We start from the raw sequence: 26,228 nt of genomic DNA on the forward strand, positions 1-26,228 counted from the left end.
GGGCCGCCGGGGCGGGCGCCGCCGGGACGCGGGCCGGGCGGCGGGGCATCGCCCTTGTGACGGAAGACGAGGCGGCCCTTGTCGAGATCGTAGGGCGTCATCTCCACCGTCACGCGATCGCCGACCAGCGTCTTGATGCGGTTCTTCTTCATCTTCCCGGCCGTGTAGACGACGACCATGTGCCCGTTGTCCAGTTCAACGCGGAACCGGGCGTCGGGCATGACCTCCGTCACCTTGCCTTCGAAATTGAGGACGTCTTCCTTCGCCATAAGCTCGGCTTCTCCGTCGTTGCGCCGGCGGTCCCGGCGCAGAAAACCCCGGCGAAGCGGATCTTCCGCTCGATGCCAGGGTTCGCGTCATACAGAATTTGTCGACGCGGGACCACCCTCTTGCCGCCGTTACATCCGCGGTCGGCTGGATGAGGTGATCTCGCGTCAGGCCGAGATGCTCGCCGGAACACCGCCCTGCCGGTCGGCAGCGCATGATGTCCGGCGGGAACCGCCGTGCCGTCTCGAACGTGGCGGGCTGCAACAGGCTCCCGAGGGACAAGGTTGCGCGCATCGCCGGAGAGGCAGGCCGCGTCGGCCGGTGATCAGGAGATGGGGGCTCGCGGCGGGAATGCAAGGGGCGAGGTGGTGGGCATCGCCACAAGCCGCATGGTCACGCGCGCGCCGGACCAGCGGCTGGCGCTGCTTGGCGCGGCTTCCGGCGGCGCGCCTCTTCCGTCTCGCCAAGGCCGTCGAGCGCCACGGGTCTGTGGTCGGGGAACTCGACCGTGAGCTTCAGCTTGCCACCCATGGCTTCCACGTAGTTGGCGAGCGTCGAAATGAGCAAGTCGCTCTGGCGCTCATACTTGGCCACGGTCGCTTGCTGGACGCCGAGCACATCGGCCAAATGGACCTGTGTCATGGCCTTGGCCTTCCGCAGCTCCTGAAGCGTCAGATATTCGGCATGCAGCCCCTCGGCTTCTGCTTCGACCCGCGCGCGGCGGTCCGCGTCCAGCGCGGCCATCTTGTCCCGCAGAGTGCGTGCCATGGCCTTCACTCCTTTCTCGCCAAGTGGCGGTCGAATCTTTCATCGGCGCGGGCGATCAACTGCTTGTAGAAGCGCTTCTCGCTCACTCCCGACTTGTCCCCGCCGACAAGCAGGATCGCTTGCCGGTCAGGATCGAAGGCGAAGGCGACGCGCCACACGCCGTCGTCGGCGTTGCAGCGCAGTTCCTTCATGTTGACGTGCCGCGAGCCGACCAGCGTATCGGCGTGTGGCCTGCCCAAAGACGGTCCCTCCCGTTCCAGAAGGACCAGACGCGCAAGGATGGCGTCCTGCACGGCCGGCGACAGTTCATCGAACTCCGGTTCAAACTCATCGGCGAACGTGACTGTCCATGGCATCCGCCACCTATGCGTCGGAAGCTATATAGCTTTGAAGAACTATTCTGACAATGGCGACTGTCGTTCCCGGCCGGCCCTCCGGTTTCAAACGGAAACCCTGCCGCGCCCGCACGGCGTGGACGCGGGCAACCCGGCGGTCTAGCCTCCGCCTGCTCCCGTTCAACCTTCCATAGAGCGATTCGCCTCCATGCGCGCGAGCGCCCTGCCTTCGCCCTCCGACAGCCCGCTGGAGACCCTGACGGGCACCATCGAGCGCGTCACCTTCCACTCCCCCGCGACGGGATTCGCGGTGCTGAAGGTGCGCGTCCGCGGCAAGCCGCAGCCGGTCGCCATCGTCGGCACCACCGCGGCAGTGGCGGCCGGCGAGATGATGACGGCCGAGGGCTCCTGGGTGAACGACCGCACCCACGGCCTGCAGTTCAAGGCGACACGCCTTGTCACGGCACCGCCCGCCTCCAAGGACGGCATCGAGCGCTATCTCGCCTCCGGCGCCATCAAGGGCATCGGCATCGCCACCGCCCACAAGATCGTCCAGGCCTTCGGCAAGCGCACCTTCGCGGTGCTGGACCACGAGCCGCACCGCCTCAAGGAGGTCGTCGGCCTCACCGAGGCCCGCATCCGCCGCATCACCGAGAGCTGGACCGAGGACCGCATCGTCCGCGACCTCGGCGTCTTCCTGCAGGAACACGGCCTCGGCCTCGGACAGGCCGCCCGCGTCTTCCGGGCGCTCGGCACCGAGGCCATCGGCCTCATCCGCCAGGACCCCTACCGGCTCGCCCGCGATGTCCGGGGCATCGGCTTCCTCACCGCCGACCAGGTGGCGATGTCGCTGGGCCTGGCCCGCGACGCGCCGGAGCGCCTCCGCGCCGGCATCACCTATGCCCTGCAGGAGGCCCGCGACGACGGCCATACCGGCCTGCCGCGCGACGAGGCGGTGGCGCTCGCCGCCCGCCTGCTCGACGGCGACACCGCGCGGATCGAGGAGGCCGCGGCCGCCGAAATCGCCGCCCGCAACCTCGTCGCCGACACGATCGGCGGCGAACCGCACCTCTTCCTGAAGGACCTGCACCGCGCCGAGAGCATCATCGCCGAGCGGCTGCGCGACCTCGCCAGGGGCTCGCCGCCCTGGGGCCAGATCGACCTCGCGACGGAAGTGCCGCGCGTCGAGGCGCGCACAGGCAAGGCCCTCGCCCCCTCCCAGCGCGAGGCCCTGGCGACCATCCTCTCCGCCAAGGTCTCGGTCATCACCGGCGGCCCCGGCGTCGGCAAGACGACGCTGCTCGACACCATCCTCAAGCTGCTGACCCGGCAGGACATCTCGGTGACGCTGGCCGCCCCGACGGGGCGCGCCGCCAAGCGCATGACCGAGCAGACCGGCATCGAGGCCAAGACCATCCACCGCCTGCTCGAGATCGACCCGGAATTCGGCGCCTTCTCGCGCGGCCGCGAGAACCTCATCGCCTGCGACCTCCTCGTGGTGGACGAGACCTCCATGGTCGACGTTCCACTGATGCTGGCGCTGGTCGAGGCGCTGCCCGCCGATGCCGGCCTGCTGCTCGTCGGCGATGTCGACCAGCTGCCGCCGGTGGGCCCCGGCCAGGCGCTCGCCGACATCATCGCCTCGGGCCTCGTGCCGGTGGCGCGGCTGACGGAGGTCTTCCGCCAGGCGGAGGCCAGCCGCATCATCGCCACCGCCCACCGCATCAACCGCGGCGAGATGCCGGAAGCCGTGCCGGCCGGCGCCGAGAGTGACTTCTACTGGGTCGAGGCGACGACGCCCGAGAGCGGCCTCGCCAAGATCATCGAGATGGTGAAGGAGCGCATCCCGCGCCGCTTCGGCCTCGACCCCATGCGCGACGTGCAGGTGCTGGCGCCGATGAACAAGGGCGTGCTCGGCGCTCGCAACCTCAATATCGAGCTGCAGAAGGTGTTGAACCCGCCCGCCGGCCGCTCCATCGAGCGCTACGGCTGGACCTATGCCGCCGGCGACCGGGTCATGCAGACCGCCAACGACTATGACCGCGACGTCTTCAACGGCGATCTCGGCCAGGTGCTGCGCATCGACCCCGAGGAGGGCGAGCTCGTCGCCCTCTTTGACGGAAGGCAGGTCTCCTATTCCTTCGGCGACCTTGAGAACCTGATGCCGGCCTATGCCACCACCATCCACAAGAGCCAGGGTTCGGAATATCCGGCGGTGGTCATCCCGGTGACGACGCAGCACTACGCCATGCTCGCCCGCAACCTCATCTACACCGCCGTGACGCGCGGCCGGTCGCTGGTGGTCATGGTCGGCGAGAGCCGCGCCCTGCGGATCGCGGTGGACGGCGGCCGCATGAAGCCGCGCGTGACCAAGCTCCGGGAATGGTTGACGGGGTAGGGGTTCGTCGCATGACTTCAGTGCGTCCGTCGTGCAACGCATGGGTTCTCACGCCGCCCCATCCGTCATGCCCGGGCTTGTCCCGGGCATCCACGACTTGAACATCGCCCTTCGAGGAATTCGTGGATGCCCGGCACGAGGCCGGGCATGACGCGGTGAGGTTCCGATGGCCGCGCGGGGAGGGTGCGGGTGGGGCCTTCGGCCTTCATCCTGCCGACGCCGCTCCTCACAGCAGCGGCTTCACCGCCAGATGCGCGCCGAGCAGCATCAGCCCGATCATGAACCACTTCCGGAAGGCCGCGGGGCTGATGCGCGCGCGGATCGCCTGTCCGAGCGCCATGCCGAGCAGAGCCGGAGCGAGCATGGCGAGCGAGGTCAGCGCCGTGCCGCCCGCCAGCACGCCCTCGCTGAACAGGCCGACGCCGAGCGCCACGGTGGCGACGAGGAAGGTGATGCCGAGGGCCTGGACCAGGTCGTCCTTCTCCAGCCCCAGCGCCTGCAGATAGGGCACCGAGGGCATGACGAAGATGCCCGTCCCCGCCGAGACCACCCCGGTCATCAGCCCGACGACCGGCGACAGGAAGGGCTCGGCGCGGGAAGGCACCCGCGGGCGCAGCGGCGACAGGCCGAGCCCGGCATAGAGCATCAGCACGAGGCCCAGCGCCACCGAGGCATGACCGGCCGAGGCGCCTGTGATGATGCCGGTCCCGAGCCATGTCCCCACGGCGAGCCCGGCCAGCAGGGTGGCGAGCCGCCGCGTCAGCGGCCACAGGTTCGGCCCTGCCGCCACCTGCCAGACATTGGTGAGCAGCGAGGGCACCAGCATCCACGCGGCGGCGAGCGCCGGCGCCATGAACAGGCTGAGCAGGCCGACCGCGATGGTCGGCAGGCCGAGCCCGATGACGCCCTTGACGAGGCCGGCGACGACGAAGACGGCGGTGGCGAGGGCGAGCATGGCCATGCGGGGCATCCTGACTGCGAAAGCCGACGGACGCCACGATCCACCGGTGCGGAGGCCCGATGCTTCGGCGGAGGACGAAGCAATCGCGCCTTGACCGGTGTAGCCTGTCCTCGGCTGCGGGACATCCCGCCGCCACGGGGAAGCGTCGCATGAAGGAAGGTCCGTCCATCGCCGCCGTCGCCGCCCTGATCGGCGATCCCGCCCGCGCCAACATGCTCGGCGCGCTGATGGCCGGCCGCGCCCTCACCGCCGGCGAACTCGCCCGCGAGGCCGGCGTCAGCGCCCCCACCGCCAGCGGCCATCTGGCGCGCCTCGGCCAGGCCGGCCTCGTCCTCGTCGAGGCCCAGGGCCGCCATCGCTATTTCCGCCTCTCGGGGCCCGACGTCGCCCATGTCCTCGAGGGGCTGATGGGGCTCGCCGCCCGCACCGGTCGCCTGAGGACCCGTCCCGGCCCGCGCGATCCGGCCCTGCGCCGGGCCCGCACCTGCTGGGACCACATGGCGGGCGAATGGGCGGTGCGCCTCTACGAGGCTTTCCTCGCCGACGGGCGCCTCGCAGCGGCGGCGGGTCAGGTCAGCCTGACGGCGGCCGGCCGCAGCTTCTTCCGGGCCGAGGGCATCGATGTCGCCGCCCTGGAGACGACCCGCCGGCCGCTCTGCCGCGCCTGCCTGGACTGGAGCGAACGCCGGCCGCATCTCGGCGGCGGGCTGGGTCGCGCCATTCTCGACCATGCCGTGGCGCGCCACTGGGTCCGCCCCACGGCTGAAAGCCGTGCCCTGGCCGTGACCCCGCCCGGGCTGGCAGCGCTGCGCCGGTGGGCCGCAAATGCTGACAAGCCGCTGCCGGCCACCATCGCCGCGACCGGGCCCTGACCATGCCGCAGCGGGATCCCGGGCGGCCCCCCGGCATCCGCCTCAGCGCGGCGGCTTCGGCGCCGGTTTGCCTGGCCCGGGGGCCTGAGCAGGCGCCAGCGCTTCCGCAGCGGCAGCAGCCTTCTCGGCCTCCGCCGGCGGCGCCGCCGTCGCCTGCACGTTCTGCACCGGCGGCGCGATGATGATGCCGTTGCGGCGGAAGCGGCTGAGGATGGCCAGCTGCAGGTCCGAACGCGTCGTCAGCGCATATTCGACATTGGTGACGACGCCGCGCAGCTCGAATTCCAGCCCGTTATCGCCGAAGCGCATGAGGAAGACCCGCGGCGGCGGGTCCTGCACGATGAAGCGGTTCTCGCAGGCCGCGGCGATCATCTGGTCGCGCACCAGGTCCGGGTCGGAATCATAGGCGACGCGGACGGGGACGGTGATCCGGCTCAGCGTGTTCGACAGCGTCCAGTTCTTGACGACGCCGGTGATGAGCTCGGCATTGGGCAGGATGACGGTGGCGCGGTCGAAGGTCTCGATCTCCGTCGAGCGGACCGAGATCTTCCTGACATGGCCTTCCTCGCCCTTCACGACGATGGAATCGCCCACCCGGATCGGCCGCTCGGCGAGCAGGATCAGGCCGGAGACGAAATTCTGCACGATGGACTGCAGGCCGAAGCCGATACCCACCGACAGGGCGCCGGCGATGATGGTGATGTTGGACAGGTCGAGGCCCATCTGGCGCAGGACCAGGCTCCCCACCAGCGCGAAGGCGGCATAGCCGACGATCGTGCCGACGGAGTTCTGCAGGCCCGAGTCCATGCCCGTCCGCGGCAGGACCTTGTCGCGCAGCCAGCTCAGCACCGCCCGCGCCACGATGATGCCGATGGTCAGGATCACGCCCGCGCCGAGAAGCGTGACGGTGAGGGCATAGAGCTCGGCGAAGCGGATCCCGAAGAAGGCATCGTCCAGCGAGGCGGCCGCGCCGCTGAAGCCCCAGGGACCGAAAACCGCGAGGGCGGAGGCGAGCAGCACCATGACCTGCAGGGCACCGCCGAACAGCGTGCCGATGAGGTCGAGCCGGTCCGGGCGGATGCCGATGGCGGCGGAGAGCGCGCGTCCGCGCACCGTCGAGGGGCCGAACCATTCGGCGATGATGGCGTCGAGAAAGGCCAGGACCATCACCGTGATGGCGGCGATGACGACGGCCCCGGCGATGCGGCTGGCGATGAAGGCGGCGAGCGCCGTATAGCCGGCGACAAGGGCCACCGTGATGAGCGAGAGCGCGACCCAGAGCGCCGGCCGCGTCCAGGCCCAGGGCGGCGCCATGACCGGCTGGGTCGATTCCGGAACGCCGCCATCCTCGCTCTCGACGTGACGCTGGGTGGTGCCGCGGAGGAACAGGTAGCCCACCACGGCGATGCCGAAGGCGGTCAGGCCGGTGACGAAGACCGTGACGGCGACCGGCGCGATCATCACCCGGGCGAAGGCCAGCACCACGATGCCGATGGCGAGGATCCAGGCGGCGGCCCTGACCGACGAGAACACCGCCTCGGCGAAGGCATCAGGCAGATCCACCAGCCGGTAGGCGGGGGCGCCGGGCGCCATGACGGCCTGCATGACGCCGCGCGTGACGGAAATGATCAGCACGGCGAAGAACAGCGCCCAGGGAATCGGCTGGGCGCGCGGCAGGACGAGGTCGAAGTTCTGGACGATGAGCAGCGGGCTGGCGGCAAGGATCGGCAGCACGAGCGAGCGCTCCAGGGCGGTCCGGATCGCCGCCTTGATGCGCGCCAGCGGTGAGGCCGGCACGTCGGCCGGGCTGGCATAGAGCCCGTAGCGCCGGGCCTGGCGATAGAGCGAAAAGAGGATCAGCGCGACGATCAGGCCGAGACCGAGCGCCGCGGCGATCCGGCTGACGCCCGCAACCTGCGTCAGGTGATACCACCAGTCCTCGGCCATGAACCGCGCCGACATGCCGAGCCGCGGCAGGGCCTCGGACAATTGCAGCCAGAAGCGTGGGTCGATGATGGGGATGGAGCGCTCGAAGAGCTGCGCGGTGAAGAGCTGGCGCCGGCGGTCGGTGATGCGCTCGCCGATCTGGTCGACCCGCACCTGCTGCACCCTGAGCGCCTTCACCCGCGCATCGAGCTCGCCGACCGCCCGCGTCTGCTCGTCGCGCTGCTGGCGCGCCTCGGCCGATTCGGCGGGCGCGCCTTCGGCAGGCTTGGGGCCGAGCTGGTTCAGGCGGTCGCGGGCCTCGGTGAGGCGCGGCTCGATCTGCGCGATGGCATCAGCCAGGGTTTGCCGGACCGGTTCGAGTCGGCTGCGCAGGGCCGCCAGTTCGGCCTCGGCGAGCGGACGTTCCAGCGAGGCCTCGGATTGGTCGAGGGTCACCCGCGCCTGATCGAGCGCCGTCTGCGCTGCGGCGGTCGTAGGCGTCTGGACGGGAGCCGTCTGCGCTGCGGCGGCCGCAGGCGTCTGGACGGGAGCCGGCTGCGCCACGGCCGGCGGTGTCGCCGCGGCCGGCGGCGCGGTCTGGGCGTGTGTCGGGAAAGCCAGGGCCGTCGCGACCATGGCCGCCAGGGCCAAGCCGATCCAGCGCCCCGCGGAAGGCGCGGCACGGCAGCGGCTGGACGGTGTCGGGGCGAGGGCAGCTGGGAAGGGCATGGCGACTCTGGCAGGCGAATCGGGACAGGCACCGTGATACCGAAACCCTCGCAGATCGCCATCCCCTGGAGGAGAGGCGAAGCGTCAGTTCCGCGGCGGGATCGGCGGATAGGGCGTATAGGACGAGATCGGCGGCAACGGTGCCGGCTCGCTGTCGAAACCGGCCTGCCGGTTGATGGCGTCAAGCACCGCACGCAGCGCATCGCGATCGCGGGTGATGTCGCGCAGCGGCGCGGCGGCGCCGGACCGGCGGATCAGGATCTGCGGATCGGGCAGGATGAAGGGGTCGTCCCAGGAGCCCTGGACGACGAAGGGGAGCTCGAAATCGCCTTCCCCCGGGCGCGGCGTCGCCGTGGCGTTGCGCTTCAGCGTGGCGATACCGCGCATGTCGAGTTCCCGTGTCGGCAGTTGCGCCGAGCCCTCGACGCTGACGCGCACCATCTGCCCCTCGAGGGTCATGTCGGTGGTGGTCGCCACGCCGCCGACGATGCGGACCGTGGCGGCGACGCGATCGTAGGGCGTGCGCCCCGATCGCGCATCGACGCCGACCACCGACAGGGGCCGCCGCTCGAGGCGCCGCAGGATCGCCTCCGCATTGAAGCCGTGGACTGCGCCCTCGATGGCGTTGAGCGTGATCTGGCCGCTGGTGGTGCGGGCGAGTTCGGCCATGCTGCCGCCGCGCGCCTCGAGGCCGAGCTGGATATTGGCCGTGCCGTCGAGACGGCGGAAGCCGAACCACTCGCCGAGGCCGAGGGCGAGCTGGCCCCGCTGCACGGTGAGCGAGGCCCGGACGTCGACATCGTCGCCGCTTGGCGACACCGTGAGGGCACCGCTGAGGACGCCGCCATAGGCCAGGGCCTCGCCGAGCGTGACATTGACGCGGCCGTTGCGGGCGTTCAGCGCGGCGGCGGACCGGCCGAACTGCGCCCGGCCGACGATCAGCTCGCGGGCCGAAACCCTGAGGTCGAGGTCGATGCTGGCGATGGCCGAGAGGTCGATCGGGCGCCGGCTCCAGCCCCGTCCGGCATCGGGCGTCAGGTTGAGGTCGCGGAAATAGGTCGTCGCGACGAATCGTCCGGCATCCAGCGTGCCGCGGACCTGCGGCCGCTCGCCCTCGAGGCTCACCGTCAGCGCTCCGTCGGCGACATTGCCGTCGAGTTCCGCATTGACCTTGGTGAAGGCGAGGGAGTTCGGCAGGACCTCCACCTGGCCCTTCAGGGCGAAGGCGCCGAGCGAGGGGCCGATGCCCGGGGTCTGCCCGATCCAGCGCAGGAAGCTGCGCATCGAGGGCCCTTCCAGCGTCAGGGCGCCGGCGGCGGTGACGGTATCGCCATTGGTCAGCGATCCGTCGAAACCGCCGCGCACCGGCCCCGAGGCGAAGCGCATCTTGAGGCCGGTCGGCTCGGCGATGAACAGCGCCTGCGGCCGCGCCACGATGGCATTGACCTCCACCTGCTCGCCATTGACGGTCAGCTTGCCCGAGATATTGGCCTGCCGGTCGGCGCCGGGCCAGGAGACGGCGAATTCGATGCCGGTCACCGCGAATGTCCGGCCGTTCTTCTGGTCGTTCACCGTCGCCGAACCGTCGGCGATACGGAAATCCGTCAGTCCGCCGCGTCTGAGGCGGCTTTTCTCGCGCAGGCGCTCGAAGGCCTTGTCCCAGTTGGACGCGCCGTTGGCGGCGACCTGGACGGACAGGCTTGGCCGGATCAGGGTATAGTCGGAAATCGCGACGTTGCCGAAGATCAGTGGCAACAAGCGCAGGGCGCCGACCACTGCATCGGCGCGCGCCGGCGGTTCGCCCGTGGCGACATCGCCCACGCCGAAATGGACGTCGGACAGGCGGATGGAGAATTGCGGAACGACAGAGACGGCGATGTCGCCGCGGATGGATACCGGCATGCCGAGGCGGTCGCTGAGTTCGGTCACCACCGTGCGGCGCACCGTCTCGATAGGCAGCAGCAGCGGCACCAGCGCCAGCGCGCCGGCCAGCACCAGCGCGACCGCGCCGACCACGATCCCGATGCGGCGAAGGGGTGAAGCAAGGCTCAAGCGCAGCGGTCCCGATCCCGGCCCGGACCGCCCCCGATTGGGCGGACCGATCATGTCGCAATCCTGAAGAGACCGGGACCATGGAGATGCGACATGGCATTTCGATGGCCACAAACCGGCGGGACATCATGCATGACGCGCTGCGTCAATGACAATGGGAGGCCCGTATGGCCTCCCGGCGCGGTTCGGGCGGGCGCCGGGCCCGCCGGTGGTCAGGCGGCGGCCGCAAGGCCCGGCGCGACAGTGTAGCTCGCCTCGGTATTGGCCGCGATCTCCGCCAGGGTGACGCCCTCGGCGAGCTCGATCAGCGTCATGCCGCCACCGCCCTTCTTGTCGATGGCGAAGACGCCGAGATCGGTGATGACGAGATCGACGACGCCGGCCCCCGTCAGCGGCAGGTTGCACCGCTTCAGCAGCTTCGGGCCGTCCTTGGCGCTGTGCTCCATGACGACGACGACCTTCTGCACGCCGGCGACGAGGTCCATGGCGCCGCCCATGCCCTTCACCATCTTGCCCGGGATCATCCAGTTGGCGAGGTCGCCGTTCTCCGCCACCTGCATGGCGCCGAGGATCGACAGGTTGATATGGCCGCCGCGGATCATCGCGAAGGAGTCGGAGGAGGAGAAATAGCTCGTCGTCGGCAGCTCGGTGATGGTCTGCTTGCCGGCATTGATGAGATCGGGGTCCTCCTCGCCCTCATAGGGGAAGGGGCCCATGCCGAGCATGCCGTTCTCCGACTGCAGCTGCACGTTCATGCCGGCGGGAATGTGGTTGGAGACGAGCGTCGGAATGCCGATGCCGAGGTTCACGTAGAAGCCGTCGCGCAGTTCCTTGGCGGCGCGGGCGGCCATCTGGTCACGGGTCCAGGCCATGGTCAGGGTTCCTCTCAGGCTGCCTTGGGGCGGGTGGTGCGCTGCTCGATGCGCTTGGCGGCGTTCGGCACATGGACGATGCGCTTCACATAGATGCCGGCCGTATGGATGGCGTCGCCGTCGATTTCGCCGGCCTCCACCAGATGCTCGCACTGGACGATGGTCATGCGCGAGGCGGTGGCCATCATCGGGTTGAAGTTGCGGGCGGTCTTGCGGAAGACGAGATTGCCCTCCTTGTCGGCCTTCCAGGCATGGACCAGCGAGATGTCGGCGAAGAGGCCGCGCTCCATGACGTAGTTCTCGCCGTCGAACATGCGCACTTCCTTGCCCTCGGCGATCACCGTGCCGACGCCGGTCTTGGTGAAGAAGGCGGGGATGCCGGCGCCGCCGGCGCGGATGCGCTCGGCGAGCGTGCCCTGGGGGTTGAACTCGAGCTGCAGTTCGCCGGAGAGGAACTGCTGGGCGAAGAGCTTGTTCTCGCCGACATAGGACGAGATCATCTTGGCGATCTGCTTGGTCTCCAGCAGGATACCGAGTCCGGCGCCGTCGACGCCGGCATTGTTGGAGATGACCGTGAGGTTTTTGGCGCCCGAATCGCGCACCGCCTCGATCAGCACGTCCGGAATGCCGCAGAGACCGAAGCCGCCCGACATGATCGTCATGCCGTCCTTGATCTGGCCTGCCAGGGCCTCCCTCGCGGAGGAATAGACCTTTGAACTCATCGCGTAATCGCCTCTCAGCGGGCCTCGACGGCCTCTGGTGAACCTGCGCCCGTCCGGCTGCAGTCGACCGGCGGACAATGGTGGATTTTCCGCGGTGCATCAAGGATGAACCGCCCGTCAGGCCGGGCCGGGCGGCAGGCCTACAGCCCCAGCACCCGTGGCAGCCAGAGCGCCAGCTCCGGCACCGCCGCCACCATGGCCATGGCCAGCGTCATCGCCCCCACCATCCAGACGACCCAGGGGATCGTCGCCTCCATGGGGACCTTGGCGATCTTGCAGGAGACCATGAGATTGACCGCCACGGGCGGCGTGAACTGGCCGATGGCGATCATCATGGTGAGGACGACGCCGAACCAGACAAGGTCCCAGGAAAAGGACTGGGCGATGGGAATGAGGATCGGCAGAAGGATCAGGTAGATCGAGATCCCGTCGAGGAACATGCCGATGACCACCAGGAGGATCACCAGCAGGGCCAGCGTGCCGGCGCCGCCGAGGCCGAGCCCGACAATGGCGTCGGCGATCGGCTGGACGATCCCCAGCGTCGAGATCGACCAGGCGAAGACCGAGGCCAGCGCCACGACGATGAGGATGACGGCGGAGAGCTCGCCTGCCTCCACCAGCATCTCGTAGACGTCGCGCAGCGTCAGGGTCCGGTAGATGACGAAGCCGATGAACAGGCCGTAGGCGACGGCGATGACCGCCGCTTCCGTCGGCGTGAAGGCGCCGATGCGCATGCCGCCGAGGATGATGACCGGCGCCATCAGCCCCCAGATCGCCTCCTTGAACGTGCCCCAGACGGTGAGCGCATCGCCCGTGCCGCGCGTCTTGCCGCCGAAATCCTTCAGCCAGGAGATGATGAGGATCGGCACGATGATGGCGAGGCCGGCGAGAATGCCGGGGATCATGCCCGCCGCGAAAATGGCCGGGACCGACACGCCCGGCACCATCACCGCATAGATGATGAAGGCGATGGAGGGCGGGATGAGGATGTCGGTGGCCGCCGCGGCGCCGACGGTCGAGGCGATGAAGGCGCGGGGATAGCCGTCCTTGACCATGGAATCGGTCACCACCTGGCCGACCGCCGCGGAGGTGGCCGGGCCGGAACCCGAGATGCCGCCGATGACCATGGCGACCAGCACCGAGACGGTGGCGAGCGCCCCGCGACCGGCCCCGACCAGGGCGGTGGCGAATCGCACCAGGCGCAAGGCGACGCCGGTCCGGTCGAAGACGGCGCCGACCAGCACGAACATCGGGATGGCGATGAGCGGATATTTGGCGATGCCGGCATAGACGTTGGTCGGCATGGCCATGATGCTCTGCCCGGCGAGCCAGATCGCCAGGGCCCCGGCGAGGCCGAGGGAGACGCCGACGGGGACGGCGGCGAGCAGCATCACCACGAAGGCGGCGAAGAGGATGGTGGCGGTCATGCGTCCTCGCCGCGGGCGAGGCGGATGATGCGGCCGGCGGCCCGCGCGATCACGGCGATCGCCAGCAGCGGCAGCATGCCGGAATAGATCCATTGCGGGTTGCCGAGGCCCGGCGAGAGCACCTCGAAGCGGTATTCGTCCCAGGCGAGGCGGCCGCCATGGACGAGGAGCAGGCCGAAACAGACGATGACGAGGACGAGGACGGCGATCTCGCACCACCGCCGGCGCGTCGGCGTCATCGCGTCGATCAGCACCCCGATGCGGATATGGCGTCCGGTGGCGATGGCCAGCGACGAGCCGACCATGGTCACCACCACCATCAGCACCACCGAATATTCCTCGGTGAAGGCGAAGGAGACATTGGTGAGATAGCGCACCACCACATTGCCGAAGGTGATCAGCGCCATGGCCGCCATGGCGGCGGCGATCAGCATCTCCTCGAGCCGCAGGGGCACGCGGGTCTTCGGAGCCGGCGGGGGGGCCGTGGGGTCGCGGTCGACGGGCAAGGCGGGAGGCTTTCGCACGGACGGGCGCAGCCGGGGGGCCGGCTGCGCCGCAGGAGACGGGAGCGGGGATCAGCTCGCCGCGTTGGCGGCCGCCTCCGCCTTCTTGACCAGGTCGGCGCCGACCTGCGCTGCCCATTTGTCGAAGACGGGGCGCGTCACCCGGGCGAAGGCGCGCTTTTCCTCGGCCGTCAGCGTGACGGTGGCGACGCCGCGCTTGGTGAGCTCTTCCAGCGACGACTTGTCGTTGGGGTCGAGAATGCCGAGGCCCTTGCGCGTCGCGCCGATCTGCACCTTGGCGGCATCGCGGGCGCTCTCGCGGACGATCTCCTTGTCGGCGGCCGAGAACGTGTCCCAGACCGGCTTGGCGACATGGAACAGGCCGGCATCGACGCAGTAGTTCCAGATCGTCATGTGTTTCTGGGCCAGCGCGTCCATCTTCAGGCCGAGGAACAGGTTGATCGGATTCTCCTGGCCGTCGACCGCGCCGGTGGACAGCGCCGGCTGCAGGTCGGCGAAGGACATCTGCACCGGATTGGCGCCGAGGCCGTTATAGATGTCGGCGAAGATCGCACCGGCGGCGAAGCGGATCTTCAGGCCGCGCAGATCCTCCGGCTTCTGGATCGGCCGCTTCGAATTGGACAATTCGCGGAAGCCGTTCTCGCCCCAGGCCATCGGCACCACGTCGCGGCTCTCCATCACCTTGAACAGGGCCTGCCCGACCTCGCCATTGACGATGGCGTCGAAGGCCCGGTGGTTCGGCATCAGGAAGGGCAGGGAAAACAGGTTCATCTCGCGCACCTGCGGCGAGATGTTGATGGTCGAGGACACGGTGAAGTCGATGATGCCCTGGCGCATGGCCACGAGCTCACGCGTCTGGTCGCCGCCGACCAGCTGCGAACCCGGATAGACCTTGACGTTGATGCGGCCATTGGTGCGCTGCGTCACCATCTCGGCCCACTGGAAGGCGCCTTCGGAGAGGGCGATGGGGCGGTTGCCGACGACGGAGAGCTTGTACTCGCTCTTCAAAGTCTGGGCCTTGGAGACCCAGGGGGCCATGACGGCGCCAAAGCCGGCGGCGCCGATGCCGGCCACCGCGATGCGCCGCGTGACGGCGAAATCTGTCTTGCGCTCCGACATGGTGCGCCTCCTTCCCTTGGTGCGTTTCTCTCGACGATCCGGACATCTGGCGGCCCGGTATGAAGCGGGATCATGGGACGAGCCGAGGGCCGCTGGCAAGACCTTGCCGGCCGGCAATCGCGCGCCGCCGCGCCGCGGCCCCCCCCGCCACGATGCCGGTCGGCGGGGGATGAAACCGCTGCAAAGCCCCGGTGCGACGTCTCGCCATCCTCCGAAGGGCTGAATCCCGGCAAAATTGCCGCAGATCTCATTGACCTCGCCGTACTCATGAGTAGGTTGCGAGCAAGGACCGGGCCCCGCAGGCCCGCGCAGGAACGCATCGTGTCGAAGACGGCTGAAGCCGCGCGGCACGCCCAGGGGAGGACTTGGCGGTGTCGCCATCAGATTCGGCCGCGCCCGTGCGGCCGCCAGCCGCCCGTCTCGACGTCGAGAACCTGTCGCTGCAGTTCGGCGGGGTGAAGGCGCTCGACGGTATCGACCTGCATGTCGAACCCGGTTCGATCACGGCGCTGATCGGCCCGAACGGGGCCGGCAAGACCTCGGCCTTCAACGCCATTTCCGGCTTCTACCGGCCGAAGACCGGAACGGTGAAGCTGGACGGCGTCGACATCACCCAGGTCCCGGCGCGCGACCGCGCCAAGCTCGGCCTCGCCCGGACCTTCCAGAACATCGCCCTGTTCCGCGGCATGACCGTGCTCGACAACATCAAGCTGGGCCGCCACGCCCATCTGACCTCCGGCGTTTTCGGCGCCTTCCTCTACTGGGGCAGGACCCGGCGCGAGGAGATGGAACTGCGGGCCGAGATCGAGCGCGACGTCATCGACTTCCTCGAACTCGACCATATCCGCAATGTGCCGGTGGCGATCCTGCCCTACGGCCTGCAGAAGAAGGTCGAACTCGCCCGCGCCCTGGCCATGCGCCCGCGCATCCTGATGCTCGACGAGCCCGTCGCCGGCATGAACCGCGAGGAGACCGAGGACATGGCCCGCGCCATTCTCGACGTGCGCGACGAATGGGGCGTCACCGTGCTGCTCGTCGAGCATGACATGGGCATGGTCATGGACATTTCCGACCATGTCTGCGTGCTGAATTTCGGCCGCCGCATCGCCGCCGGCTCGCCGACCGAGGTGCGCAACGACCCCGACGTGATCAAGGCCTATCTCGGCGGCTCCGGCGATCCGCGCAAGGCCGCTCTCGACGGCGCCGCAATGGGCGAGGTGGCGTGATGGCCGTGGAATTCATCGACATTGTCGAGACGAGCCTTGCCGGCATCGGCACCGGTTCGCTCATGGCGCTGACGGGGGTCGCCTTCGTCATCATCTACAAGGCCACCAAGGTCATCAATCTGGCCATCGGCGAGATGCTGATGATCGGCGCCTTCGTGTTCTACGGCTTCTCGGCGGGCCTTGCCCTGCCGATCTGGGCCTCGGTGCCTCTGACGCTGGTGGTGGCCGCCCTGATCGGCGGGCTGATCGAGCGGACGATGATCCGCCCCCTGCTCAAGGACAATCCGGTCTCGGTCTTCATGGTGACGATCGGCCTGACCTCGGTGCTGATCGGCGTCGTCGAGCTCGTCTGGTCGGCCGAGCCGCGCCGCCTCCCCGAGTTCCTGCCCTCCCAGCCGGTGCTCCTCGGCGATGCCTTCATTCCCTCGAAGACGGCCTATTCCTTCGTCATCGCCGCCGCGGCCATGGCGGTGCTGATCACCGTCTTCGCCTTCTGGCGCGGCGGCATCGCGCTGCGCGCCACGGCGACGGACCGCGCCGCCGCCTCCTCCGTCGGCATCGACGTGCCCGGCGTCTTCTCCTTCTCCTGGATGCTGGCGGCCGTCGTCGCGGCGCTGGCCGGCATCCTCGTCGGCTCGGTCGGCGGCATTTCCTCGGCCATGGGCCTGTTCGGCCTGTCGGTCTTCGTCGTGGTCATCGTCGGCGGCCTCGATTCCATCCTCGGCGCCCTCATTGCCGGCCTCTTCATCGGCTGGCTGGAGGCCATGGTCGGCCGCTTCATGGGTGGCGAGTTCAAGCTTCTCGCCACCTTCACCATCCTGCTCGTCGTGCTGGTGGTCAGGCCCTACGGCCTGTTCGGCACCCACGAGATCGAGAGGCTCTGAGCATGCCGCGGAACAGTGGGAACCGGTTTTCCGGCAACGGCATGCGGCTCCAAGGAACTCTTGGCATGCCGCGGAACAGTGGGAACCGGTTTTCCGGCAACGGCATGCGGCTCCAAGGAACTCTTGGCATGCCGCGGAACAGTGGGAACCGGTTTTCCGGCAACGGCATGCGCAAGCTGAGGGCATTCTGATGCGCGTCGGTACCGCCAAACAGAGCTACGCGGCTGACGAAGGCCTGTTCAAGACCGACACCCAGAAGGTCTGGTTCGGCCTGCTGCTCGCCGCCCTCGTCCTGTTTCCGCTGAACGGCTCCAGTTACTGGATGTTCCTCGCCGTCCTGGTGATGATCAACGTCATCTCCACCACCGGCCTCAACATCCTCACCGGCTATACCGGCCAGGTCAGCCTCGGCCATGCCGCCTTCATGGCGGTCGGCGCCTATACGGTGGCCTTTTTCGACGGCCGCTTCGGCACGCCGGTCCTCCTGAATCTCGTCCTCGCCGGAGCGGTGGCCGCCGGCATCGGCTATCTCGTCGGCCTGCCCTCGCTGCGCATCAAGGGGCTCTATCTCGCCATCGCCACGCTGGCCGCCGCCGTCATCCTCGGCTTCATCTTCCTCAACTGGACGCCGGTGACCGGCGGCCTGCGCGGTCTCAACGTGCCCACCGCCACCATTGCCGGCATCGAGCTGGCCACCCCTGACCGCCTCTACTGGCTGGTCATGCCGATCACCGTGGTCATGGTTCTGGCGGCGAAGAACCTGTTCCGCACCCGCGTCGGCCGCGCCTTCATCGCCATCCGCGACCGCGACATCTCGGCGGAGATCATCGGCATCTCGCTGTTCAAGTACAAGCTGATGAGCTTCGCCATCTCGTCCTTCTATGCGGGCGTCGCGGGCGGCCTCTGGGCCTATCTGTTCCGCGTCGTGACGCCGGAGAGCTTCCCGGCGCTCGCCTCCATCTTCTTCCTCGCCGCCGTCATCGTCGGCGGGGCCGGCACCATTGTCGGCGGTATTTTCGGGGCCGTCTTCATGACGCTCATCCCGGAATTCCTGAAGCTTTCGGCCACCGCTCTCGTCCCCTGGTTCCCCGACGCATCCATCTATCTCGCCCCGGTCCGCAACATCATCTTCGGACTGCTGATCATCGGCTTCCTCATCTTCGAACCCATGGGGCTCGCGGAGATGTGGCGCAGGACGCGCCGCTACTTCGCCCTCTGGCCGTTCAGGACGTGAGCCCAAAACACAAGAACCGCCGCCAAGGCGGAATTCAAACCCCGAGGAGACAACCATGACCCGTCTGACCCGCCGTGCATTCCACCAGCTCGGCCTCGGTGCCGCCCTCGTCTCGACCGCGAGCGGCCGCGCCTTTGCCCAGGCCCCCGAAATCGTCATCGGCGCCGCCAATCCGATGTCCGGCGTCTTCGCCTTCGCCGGTGTCGAGGGCTTCGAGGGCGGCCGCGACCATTTCGAGTTCGTCAACCGCGCCGGCGGCGTCGCCGGCCGCCGGATCCGCTATGTCAACGAGGATTCGGGCTACCGAGTCGACAATGCCGTCGCCATCTTCACCCGCATCACCTCGCAGCATCAGACGCCGGTCTTCTTCGGCGATTCCACCGGCTTCCAGAAGGCGATCAATCCGGAGCTGAACCGCCGCGGCACCACCGTCATGGGCGGCGCCTCCTTCGCCTCCGAGATCGACAATGCGCAGGCCTTCCCGAACCAGTGGATTCCGGGCCCGAACTATTCGGACCAGATGCGCGTGCTGCTGCGCTACATCGCCGCCCAGAAGAAGGGCGCCTCGGTGGTCCTGGTCCATTCCGACACCGAGTTCGGCCGTGACCCGATCGCCGCGGCCGAGGCCGAGGCCAAGCGCCTCGAGCTCAATGTGGTCGAGAAGATCGTCACCCAGCCGGGTTCGGTCGACGTCTCCGGCGACGTGCTGAAGATCCGCCGCCGCAACCCCGACTACGTCATCTTCCACGGCTATGTGCTGCAGCCGATCCCGGAATTCATGGCCCAGGCCCGCCAGGCCGGCATGACCTCGCGGTTCATGGGCACGTTCTACTCCACCGACACCGTGCTGATGAACCGCGCCGGCGCGGCCGCCGACGGCTACATGGGCGTCTCCTGCTACAATTTCGACGCCACCGCCCGGGGTGTCCAGGTCGAGGCGATCCGCGCCGCCAATGTCGGCAAGACCCGCACCCATGCCTATTACCAGGGCTGGACCAACGCCATGCTGGCCATCGAGGTGCTGCGCCGCACCCTCGCCGCCAACGAGGAACTGACCGCCGTCAACATGATGAAGCACGCCCGCGCGCTGAAGAACTACGACACCGGCGGCATCTTCGGCGTGCCGGTCTCGATGGTGAACAACTCCTTCCCGCATGGCCGCGTCTACCAGTACAGCGCCGCCGACAAGATGCTGAAGCCGGCCTCCGACTGGATCACCATCACCGCCGGCGCCTGATCCCGGCCGGGGCGGCCGCTGCGCGCGGCCGCCCCGCCATCCCATCTCCAGTGCCCGAGGGCCCCATGGCGACGACCGGCGACCTCATTCTCGAGGTGAACAACATCGAGGTGGTCTACGCGAAGGCCATCCAGGCCCTGCGCGGCCTGTCGCTTGCCGTGCCGAAGGGCAAGATCGTCGCCCTCCTCGGCTCCAACGGCGCGGGCAAGTCGACCGTCCTCAAGGCCGTCTCGGCGCTCCTGCCCATGGAGAACGGGCTCGTCACCGAGGGGCGCATCAGCTTCGACGGCGAGACCGTCGAGCAGAGCGCGCCGCACAAGCTCGTCCGCCGCGGCCTGTTCCATGTCATGGAGGGCCGGCGCATCTTCGGCGACCTGACGGTGGAGGAAAATCTCACCGCCGCCACCTATGCCCTGACAGGGCGCTCCGGCATCACCCCGGACTTCGACATCGTCTACCGTTACTTTCCGCGCCTGGCCGAACGGCGCAAGTCCATTGCCGGCTATCTGTCCGGCGGCGAGCAGCAGATGCTGGCCATCGGCCGCGCCCTCGTCGCCAAGCCCCGCGTCATCCTCCTCGACGAGCCCTCGCTCGGCCTGGCGCCGCTGCTGGTCGAGGAGATCTTCGGCATCATCGCCCGCATCAATGCCGAGGAGGGCGTCTCCATGCTGCTCGTTGAGCAGAACGCCTCCGTCGCCCTCTCCATCGCCCATTACGGCTACATCATGGAGACCGGGCGCATCGTCATCGACGGGCCGACCGAGAAACTGGTCGCCGACCGCGACGTGCAGGAATTCTATCTCGGTCTCGCCCACAAGAGCTATCGCGACATCAAGCACTACAAGAGGCGCAAGAGGTGGCTGTCATGACCGCAACCGTCCTTCCGCTGGACATGGCCCGCGAGGCGGCGAGTCCCGCGGCCGCCGATCCCGCCGCTGCCCTGCCGCCGCTCTCGGTCGTGCAGATGTTGAAGAAACATGCCGCCGAACGCGGCACCGAGATCGCCCTGCGGCAGAAGCGGTTCGGCATCTGGCGTCCGACGACCTATGCCGAGTACTGGCTGCGCTCCTGCCACCTCGCCCTCGGGTTCCGCGCCGTCGGCCTCGAGCCCAGGGGCCATGTCGGCATCATCTCCGAGAACCGCATCGAATGGGTGCTGTCGCAGATGGGCGCCGGCGTCCTCGGCGCCGTCACGGTCGGTGTCTATCCGACCAGTCCGGCCAACGAGGTCGCCTATGTGCTCGACCATGCCGACTGCACCATCGTCGTCTGCGAGGATCAGGAGCAGATCGACAAGGTGGTCGAGGCCCGCGCCGACCTGCCCAAGGTGAAGAAGATCATCGCCCTCGAGGACCGCGGCCTCGCCGGCTACGAGCCGGGCCTGGTCATGACCTTCGACGCCGTCGAGGCGCTGGGCCGGGCCGAATACGAGAAGAACCCCGCCATCATCGACGACCTGATGCGCGATCACCGGCTCTCGGACATTGCTCTGTTGATCTATACATCCGGATCAACCGGCAAGCCGAAGGGCGCCATGCTCTCCTTCGCCAATATCCGCGCCGGCGCCAACGGCCTGCTCGACCGCTACGGCATCGGCACGGGCTGGACGGCACTGTCCTATCTGCCGCTCTGCCACGTGGCGGAACAGGCGACCACGGTCTTCGGCCCGCTCTATGCCGGCAGCCGCGTCGATTTCGGCGAGTCGCTGCGCACCGTCCAGGAGGATCTGCGCGAGGTCGCCCCCACCAGCTTCCTCGGCGTGCCGCGCATCTGGGAGAAGATGCATTCGGGCATCCGCGTGAAGATGTACGAGGCGCGTCCCCTCCAGAAATGGCTCTACAAGACCGCCTTCGATCTCTGCGCGCCCTTCGCCGACAAGCCGCGGTCGCAATGGACGCTCGCGGAGCGGGCCAAATATGCGCTCGCCTATGTCACGGTCTTCCGCGCCCTGAAGAACGCCATCGGCCTGACCCGCTGCCGCATCGCCTTCACCGGTGCCGCGCCGATCTCGCCCGAGGTCATCCGTTTCTTCCGCACCATCGGCGTGCCGCTGGTCGAGATCTACGGCATGACCGAGACCTCCGGCGGCGTTCTCGGCCAGACCCTTGACGATGTCGTGGTCGGCACCGTCGGCAAGCCGATGAAGGGCACCCAGATCCAGCTCGCCGAGGACGGCGAGATCATGGCCCGCGGCGCCACCATCTTCGAGGGCTATTACAAGAACGAGGAGGCCACCCGCCAGACCATCGTCGACGGCTGGCTGCGCACCGGCGACGTCGCCGAGATGCAGGGCGGGCACTTCAAGGTCATCGACCGCAAGAAGGACATCATGATCACCGCCGGCGGCAAGAACCTGTCGCCCACCGAGATCGAGCATGCGGTGAAGCTCAGTCCCTTCATCAAGGAATGCATCGTCTTCGGCGACCGGCAGAAATATGTCGCGGCGCTGATCCAGATCGACATGGAGACGGTCGGCAAATGGGCCGAGATGAAGGGCATCGCCTTCACCAACTACAAGAACCTGTCGCAGGCTCCCGAGGTCGTCGCTCTCGTCCAGCAGGCCGTCGACAAGGCCAATGAGGGCCTCGCCCAGGTCGCCAACATCCGCCGCTTCGAGATCCTCGACAAGGAACTCGACCATGACGACGGCGAGGTCACCGCCACCATGAAGGTGCGCCGCAAGGCGATCGAGGCGAAATATGCCGAGGCCATCAGGCGCCTCTACGCGTGAGGGGCTTCTCGCGCGGCGCCTCCCTCCGGACCCGCGCCTTGCATCACCGAAGGACGCACTTTCGCGGTGCCAGGAGCCCGTCTGGAGCAAGTGGTCGAACGAGCGGACCTCGAAACCGAGCCCCACCCTTCCCCTCCCCGCTGCGCGGGGAGCGGACCCTCACCTCCCGCTTCCCTTCTACCGGTCGCGCCTGGCCCGACCGATGAACAGAGGGGCCGCCGTGGAAGTCCCCCTCCCCGCGCAGCGGGGAGGGTTAGGGTGGGGCCTCTGAACAGCGGCGCTCCCGAACGGGGCGATGAGGCAACAGCGCCCCGCTCTCACACCCCTGCCGCCACCCCCGCCGGCGTCACCATCAGCACCTTGCCCGCCCGTCCGCCCGCACCGGCGAGCGTCATGGCCCGTGCCGCTTCCGCCATCGGCACCACCTCTGCCACCGGCGTCGTCAGCGTGCCCTCGGCCATGCCGCGGGCGATCCGGCCATAGGTCTCGGCGATGCGCGCCCGGCCGGCATCCTGGAACCAGTGGATCAGCCAGAAACCCTTCAGGGTGATCTTGCGGAAGATCAGGTGCTGGGCGTCGATCCGGCATGGCTCGCCGGAGAGCAGCCCGTAATTGACCACCGTGCCGCCATCGGCGAGGGCCGCCGCCATGACCCCGGTCGCAGCCCCGCCGATGGCGTCGATGGCAAGCTTCACCGGCGCGCCGCCGGTCGCCTCCTGCACCCGTTTGCGGAAGGCTCTCGCGTCATCCAGCGCATCGGCGAAAACTGCCGTCCCGCCGGCTGCCGTGACGCCCGCCACCGCATCGGCGCGGCGCACCACGTTCAGCGTCTTGATCCCGCGCTGCGCCGCGAGCTTGACGAGGAAGGTGCCGACGGCGGAATTCGCCGCGTTCTGCATCAGCCAGTCGCCCGGCTGCAGCGCCACCTGGTCGGAGAGCAGCGCCTCGGCGGTGGCGGGGTTTCCCTTCAGCATGGCGGCCTGCTTCAGGTCGATATCGGCGGGCAGGGTCATCACCAGCCCGGCCTTCATGTTCACCCGCTCGACCCAGCAGTTGAGGATCATCGGTGAGACGATGTCGCCGAGGGCGAGGCCGCTGACGCCCGCGCCGACCGCCGCGATGCGCCCCACCGCCTCGCCGCCGGGAATGAAGGGCAGGGGCGGCCGCGACGTGCCGTAGAGCCCCTGGATCTGCAGGAGATCCGAGGGATTGATGTTGAGGACCAGCATCTCCACCGTCACCTCGCCGGGACCGGGCGATGGCGGCTCCGGCAAGTCCTTCAGCCGGATGGTGGCGGCGGGATCGCCGAACCCCTCGATGACGATGGCGTGCATGGGCGTGTCCCCCGGTATGGCTGGGCCGTCTTGCGGATGCGCTCTCAGTCGGCAAAACCAATGAACCGGTAGTCCGGCGCCGAGGTGTTGTGCCGGCTCGGCACCGCCCGCGTCAGCTTCATCTCGATGCCCTCGCCGCCGCGGAAATCCATGACCGGGGCCTCCTGCCAGCGGTTGGCGCCGGCCGCGCGCCATTCGACGCGGGCGCCGTCGGCATTGGTCTCGGTCACATACATGGAGCGCAGGCCGGCGAAGGGGCCGCCGCTGACGGGCCGCTCCAGCGTCACGTCGAGCGCGACCCGCACCTGGTCGATCTCCGCCACCTTGACCGTGGCGCTGCCTCCGGCCCGGAAGCTCAGCTGGAAGGTCATGGTCGCGGGGTCGAAGCGGATGGCCGAGAGGTTCACCACCGGCCGCTGCATCACCTCGATCGGTCCGATCAGCGCCGAGGTGCCGTAGACGATGTCCGGCAGATGCGCCGGCGGCCGCGGCTTCAGCCGCCAGTAGCCGTCGACCGGATACATGACCAGGAACTCGTAGGGAGCCGCGGTCCCGTGCTTGAGGAAGAGCTGGAACAGGTGGAAACCGTTCTCGGTGCGGCTGCCGACCGTCACCGGCACCTGTTCGGGCCGCCAGAACTTGTCGAAGGTGATGCCGACGACCTTCAGCCTGTCGTCCTCGTGCATGACCACGGTGCGCGGCGTGAAGCGGAAATCGGCCTTGTCGGTGATGGTGCAGTCGGTGAAGTCCGGCGCCGTGATGTCCTGCACGATGGTGCCGATCACCGCCGGATGGGTCGCTTCCACCCGGAATCGCCGCACCGCCGGGCTGTGCAGACGCAGGTCGACATTGTCCTCCTCGGCGCAGAGCGTCGCGACGCTCTCGTTGGCGATGCGGACGCTGGCGGGGGCGGCGAGGCCGGGGGCGGCGAAGCAGGCGAGGGTGGCGGCGACGAGCAGGGGACGATGCATGGAAAAGCTCCTTGAGCCTACCGCCTAGCAGGCCGCGCCGCCGCGGCAAAGCCCGCCCGGTGCCGCATCAGTTGCGGTCGTCCGGCAGCACCGGCAGGGCGTGAAACTCGATGCCCTCCTCGGCGAGCTCGCGCGCCTCCTCGGGGCTCGCCTGGCCATAGATCGAGCGGTGTTCGGCCTCGCCGTAATGGATCTTGCGCGCCTCCTCGGCGAAGCGCTCGCCCACCGGATCGGCGTTCTTCACCAGATGCTCGCGCAACTCGCGGATCTTGGCGCGCAGCTCCTGTTCGGCCGGCGAGACCATGGCGACAGGCGCGGGCGGCGCGGCGGCAGGCGGTGCCGGTTCCGCCGCGGCGCGGCGGTCCTTGCGCGCCACCTGCGGCGCCATCAGCGCCTTGTCGACGCGGGTCGCGCCGCAGACCGGGCAAGCGACGAAGCCCTGTTCGCGCTGCGCCTCGTAGCTGTCGGAGGAGGGGAACCAGCTCTCGAAGTCATGGCCCTTCTCGCAATGGAGCGCATAGCGGATCATGGCGCCTCCGCCATGCGGAACACCCGGCCGTTGGTCAGCGAGGGAATGCGGCCGCGGGTCTCGCCGACCTGGGCCGGATCGATGGTGGCGAGGATGATTCCGGGCTCGTCATGGTCGGCCTCGGCGAGGATGCGGCCCCAGGGGTCGACGATGAGGCTGTGGCCATAGGTCGCCCGTCCGCAGGCATGCTGGCCGCCCTGCGCCGCCGCAATCACGAAGGCGCCGTTCTCGATGGCGCGCGAGCGCATCAGCACGTGCCAGTGCGCCTCCCCCGTCGGCACGGTGAAGGAGGAGGGGATGGCCATGACGCCGGCCCCCTGTTCGGCGAGCTTCCGGTAGAGGTTGGGAAAGCGCAGGTCGTAGCAGATGGTGACGCCGAGGCGCATCCAGGGCAGGTCCGCGGTCACCGCCACGTCGCCGGGCGCATAGGCCGCCGATTCCCGGTAGGTCTGGCCATTGGGCAGGGTGACGTCGAACATGTGGATCTTGTCATAGGCGGCGACCACCTCGCCGTCCGGCGAGATGAGATAGGACCGGTTCGCCGCCTGTTTCTCGCCGATGCGGATGGCGAGCGAGCCCACATGCAGCCAGATGCCGAGCGCCATGGCCTCGGCCTGGAACAGCGGGATCGACGGATCCTCGGCCTCGGAGCGGATGGCCTCGAAGAATTTCGGCCGGTCCGGCTGCAGGATATTGGTCATTTCCGGCGTCTGGACATAATCCGCCCCGGCCCGCGCGGCCTCGCGGATCAGGGCGATGGCCTGATCGATGCTCGGCTTGACGGCGACGTCCGCGCGCATCTGCACGCAGGCCGCGGTGAAGGATCCGTCCATCGCGTCGGCCATGGCTCAGGCGGCGATCATCGGGTCGAGCTTGCCGGCGCCGTCCAGCGCATGGATGTCGTCGCAGCCGCCCACATGCCGGCCGCCGATGAAGATCTGCGGCACCGTGGTCCGGCCGCCGGCCTTCTGGATCATCTCGGCGCGCCGGTCCGGATGCTTCTGGATGTCCACCTCGGTGAAGGCGGCGCCCTTCTTGCGCAGCAATTCCTTCGCGGCATGGCAATAGGGGCAGTAATCCTTGGTGTAGACGACGATTTCCGGCATCGCG

At 68.7% G+C, this 26,228-nt stretch carries 24 protein-coding genes; 8 read left to right on the top strand and 16 right to left on the bottom strand.

The window, feature by feature from the left end:
* The 3 genes from infA to Q0C57_RS16080 form a co-directional block, all read right to left on the bottom strand.
* Positions 1-269 (bottom strand): translation initiation factor IF-1 (gene infA / locus Q0C57_RS16070; RefSeq protein ID WP_296577575.1); only part of this gene is annotated, 269 nt, incomplete at its 3' end.
* Between the two features lie 391 nt (positions 270-660).
* Positions 661-1,035 carry a helix-turn-helix transcriptional regulator gene (locus Q0C57_RS16075; RefSeq protein WP_296577577.1) on the bottom strand — a complete coding sequence of 125 codons (375 nt, stop codon included), beginning with the start codon at positions 1,033-1,035 and terminating at the stop codon, positions 661-663.
* 5 nt (positions 1,036-1,040) lie between these two features.
* Positions 1,041-1,391, bottom strand: a complete 351-nt coding sequence (locus tag Q0C57_RS16080; RefSeq protein ID WP_296577578.1) for a type II toxin-antitoxin system RelE/ParE family toxin — start codon at positions 1,389-1,391, stop codon at positions 1,041-1,043.
* A gap of 187 nt (positions 1,392-1,578) precedes the next feature.
* Here Q0C57_RS16080 and Q0C57_RS16085 point away from each other — a divergent pair, with 187 nt between their 5' ends.
* Complete coding sequence (locus tag Q0C57_RS16085; protein ID WP_296577581.1) at positions 1,579-3,768, top strand: ATP-dependent RecD-like DNA helicase; 2,190 nt, start codon at positions 1,579-1,581, stop codon at positions 3,766-3,768.
* A 226-nt stretch (positions 3,769-3,994) separates the two neighbouring features.
* Here the strand turns inward: Q0C57_RS16085 and Q0C57_RS16090 are convergent, their stop codons facing one another.
* Positions 3,995-4,729 (bottom strand): sulfite exporter TauE/SafE family protein, encoded by a 735-nt coding sequence (locus Q0C57_RS16090; RefSeq protein WP_296577583.1) that lies wholly within the window; start codon positions 4,727-4,729, stop codon positions 3,995-3,997.
* A gap of 149 nt (positions 4,730-4,878) precedes the next feature.
* Here Q0C57_RS16090 and Q0C57_RS16095 point away from each other — a divergent pair, with 149 nt between their 5' ends.
* On the top strand, positions 4,879-5,601 hold the full coding sequence (locus Q0C57_RS16095) for a helix-turn-helix transcriptional regulator (protein WP_296577585.1): 723 nt from the start codon (positions 4,879-4,881) through the stop codon (positions 5,599-5,601).
* Between the two features lie 42 nt (positions 5,602-5,643).
* On the opposite strand, the gene Q0C57_RS16100 is transcribed toward Q0C57_RS16095, so the two are convergent.
* From Q0C57_RS16100 to Q0C57_RS16130, 7 genes are all read right to left on the bottom strand, one after another.
* Positions 5,644-8,256, bottom strand: a complete 2,613-nt coding sequence (locus Q0C57_RS16100; RefSeq protein WP_296577587.1) for a DUF3772 domain-containing protein — start codon at positions 8,254-8,256, stop codon at positions 5,644-5,646.
* 84 nt (positions 8,257-8,340) lie between these two features.
* A complete protein-coding gene (locus tag Q0C57_RS16105; protein ID WP_296577589.1) occupies positions 8,341-10,308 on the bottom strand; it encodes an AsmA family protein in 1,968 nt (655 codons plus the stop codon).
* A 212-nt stretch (positions 10,309-10,520) separates the two neighbouring features.
* A complete protein-coding gene (locus Q0C57_RS16110; RefSeq protein WP_296577590.1) occupies positions 10,521-11,180 on the bottom strand; it encodes a 3-oxoacid CoA-transferase subunit B in 660 nt (219 codons plus the stop codon).
* Between the two features lie 14 nt (positions 11,181-11,194).
* Positions 11,195-11,902: a CoA transferase subunit A gene (locus tag Q0C57_RS16115; RefSeq protein WP_296577592.1), complete on the bottom strand. Its 708-nt coding sequence runs from the start codon at positions 11,900-11,902 to the stop codon at positions 11,195-11,197.
* 140 nt (positions 11,903-12,042) lie between these two features.
* Positions 12,043-13,329 (bottom strand): TRAP transporter large permease, encoded by a 1,287-nt coding sequence (locus tag Q0C57_RS16120; RefSeq protein ID WP_296577594.1) that lies wholly within the window; start codon positions 13,327-13,329, stop codon positions 12,043-12,045.
* The gene (locus Q0C57_RS16125) at positions 13,326-13,784 is read right to left on the bottom strand and encodes a TRAP transporter small permease (RefSeq protein ID WP_296577595.1); all 459 of its coding nucleotides are present in this window, start codon (positions 13,782-13,784) and stop codon (positions 13,326-13,328) included. Before Q0C57_RS16125 ends, Q0C57_RS16120 begins: the two co-directional genes overlap by 4 nt.
* A gap of 120 nt (positions 13,785-13,904) precedes the next feature.
* Entirely contained in the window at positions 13,905-14,972 is a 1,068-nt protein-coding gene (locus tag Q0C57_RS16130) for a DctP family TRAP transporter solute-binding subunit (protein ID WP_296577597.1), read from the bottom strand.
* Between the two features lie 371 nt (positions 14,973-15,343).
* Between Q0C57_RS16130 and Q0C57_RS16135 the strand changes: the two genes are divergently transcribed.
* From Q0C57_RS16135 to Q0C57_RS16160, 6 genes are all read left to right on the top strand, one after another.
* Positions 15,344-16,198: an ABC transporter ATP-binding protein gene (locus Q0C57_RS16135; RefSeq protein ID WP_296577599.1), complete on the top strand. Its 855-nt coding sequence runs from the start codon at positions 15,344-15,346 to the stop codon at positions 16,196-16,198.
* Positions 16,198-17,082: a branched-chain amino acid ABC transporter permease gene (locus tag Q0C57_RS16140; RefSeq protein ID WP_296577601.1), complete on the top strand. Its 885-nt coding sequence runs from the start codon at positions 16,198-16,200 to the stop codon at positions 17,080-17,082. Before Q0C57_RS16135 ends, Q0C57_RS16140 begins: the two co-directional genes overlap by 1 nt.
* 190 nt (positions 17,083-17,272) lie before the next feature.
* Positions 17,273-18,316 carry a branched-chain amino acid ABC transporter permease gene (locus tag Q0C57_RS16145; RefSeq protein ID WP_296577603.1) on the top strand — a complete coding sequence of 348 codons (1,044 nt, stop codon included), beginning with the start codon at positions 17,273-17,275 and terminating at the stop codon, positions 18,314-18,316.
* 55 nt (positions 18,317-18,371) lie between these two features.
* Complete coding sequence (locus Q0C57_RS16150; RefSeq protein ID WP_296577605.1) at positions 18,372-19,553, top strand: ABC transporter substrate-binding protein; 1,182 nt, start codon at positions 18,372-18,374, stop codon at positions 19,551-19,553.
* 65 nt (positions 19,554-19,618) lie between these two features.
* The gene (locus tag Q0C57_RS16155; protein WP_296577607.1) at positions 19,619-20,422 is read left to right on the top strand and encodes an ABC transporter ATP-binding protein; all 804 of its coding nucleotides are present in this window, start codon (positions 19,619-19,621) and stop codon (positions 20,420-20,422) included.
* Positions 20,419-22,284 carry an AMP-binding protein gene (locus Q0C57_RS16160; protein WP_296577609.1) on the top strand — a complete coding sequence of 622 codons (1,866 nt, stop codon included), beginning with the start codon at positions 20,419-20,421 and terminating at the stop codon, positions 22,282-22,284. The genes Q0C57_RS16155 and Q0C57_RS16160 overlap by 4 nt, the downstream gene beginning before the upstream one ends.
* A gap of 317 nt (positions 22,285-22,601) precedes the next feature.
* Here Q0C57_RS16160 and Q0C57_RS16165 read toward each other — a convergent pair whose 3' ends face one another.
* From Q0C57_RS16165 to grxC, 5 genes are all read right to left on the bottom strand, one after another.
* Positions 22,602-23,618: a zinc-dependent alcohol dehydrogenase family protein gene (locus Q0C57_RS16165; protein ID WP_296577611.1), complete on the bottom strand. Its 1,017-nt coding sequence runs from the start codon at positions 23,616-23,618 to the stop codon at positions 22,602-22,604.
* Positions 23,619-23,662: 44 nt separating this feature from the next.
* Positions 23,663-24,589: a hypothetical protein gene (locus Q0C57_RS16170; RefSeq protein WP_296577613.1), complete on the bottom strand. Its 927-nt coding sequence runs from the start codon at positions 24,587-24,589 to the stop codon at positions 23,663-23,665.
* 67 nt (positions 24,590-24,656) lie between these two features.
* Positions 24,657-25,118 carry a DUF1178 family protein gene (locus Q0C57_RS16175; protein WP_296577614.1) on the bottom strand — a complete coding sequence of 154 codons (462 nt, stop codon included), beginning with the start codon at positions 25,116-25,118 and terminating at the stop codon, positions 24,657-24,659.
* Complete coding sequence (locus Q0C57_RS16180; protein WP_296577616.1) at positions 25,115-25,963, bottom strand: carbon-nitrogen hydrolase family protein; 849 nt, start codon at positions 25,961-25,963, stop codon at positions 25,115-25,117. Before Q0C57_RS16180 ends, Q0C57_RS16175 begins: the two co-directional genes overlap by 4 nt.
* Positions 25,964-25,966: 3 nt before the next feature.
* Positions 25,967-26,224, bottom strand: coding sequence for a glutaredoxin 3 (grxC, locus tag Q0C57_RS16185; RefSeq protein WP_296577618.1), 258 nt, complete (start codon positions 26,222-26,224; stop codon positions 25,967-25,969).
* Positions 26,225-26,228 lie beyond the last annotated feature (4 nt).

The organism is Phreatobacter sp. (assembly GCF_022843985.1).
Classification (GTDB): Bacteria; Pseudomonadota; Alphaproteobacteria; order Rhizobiales; family Phreatobacteraceae; genus Phreatobacter.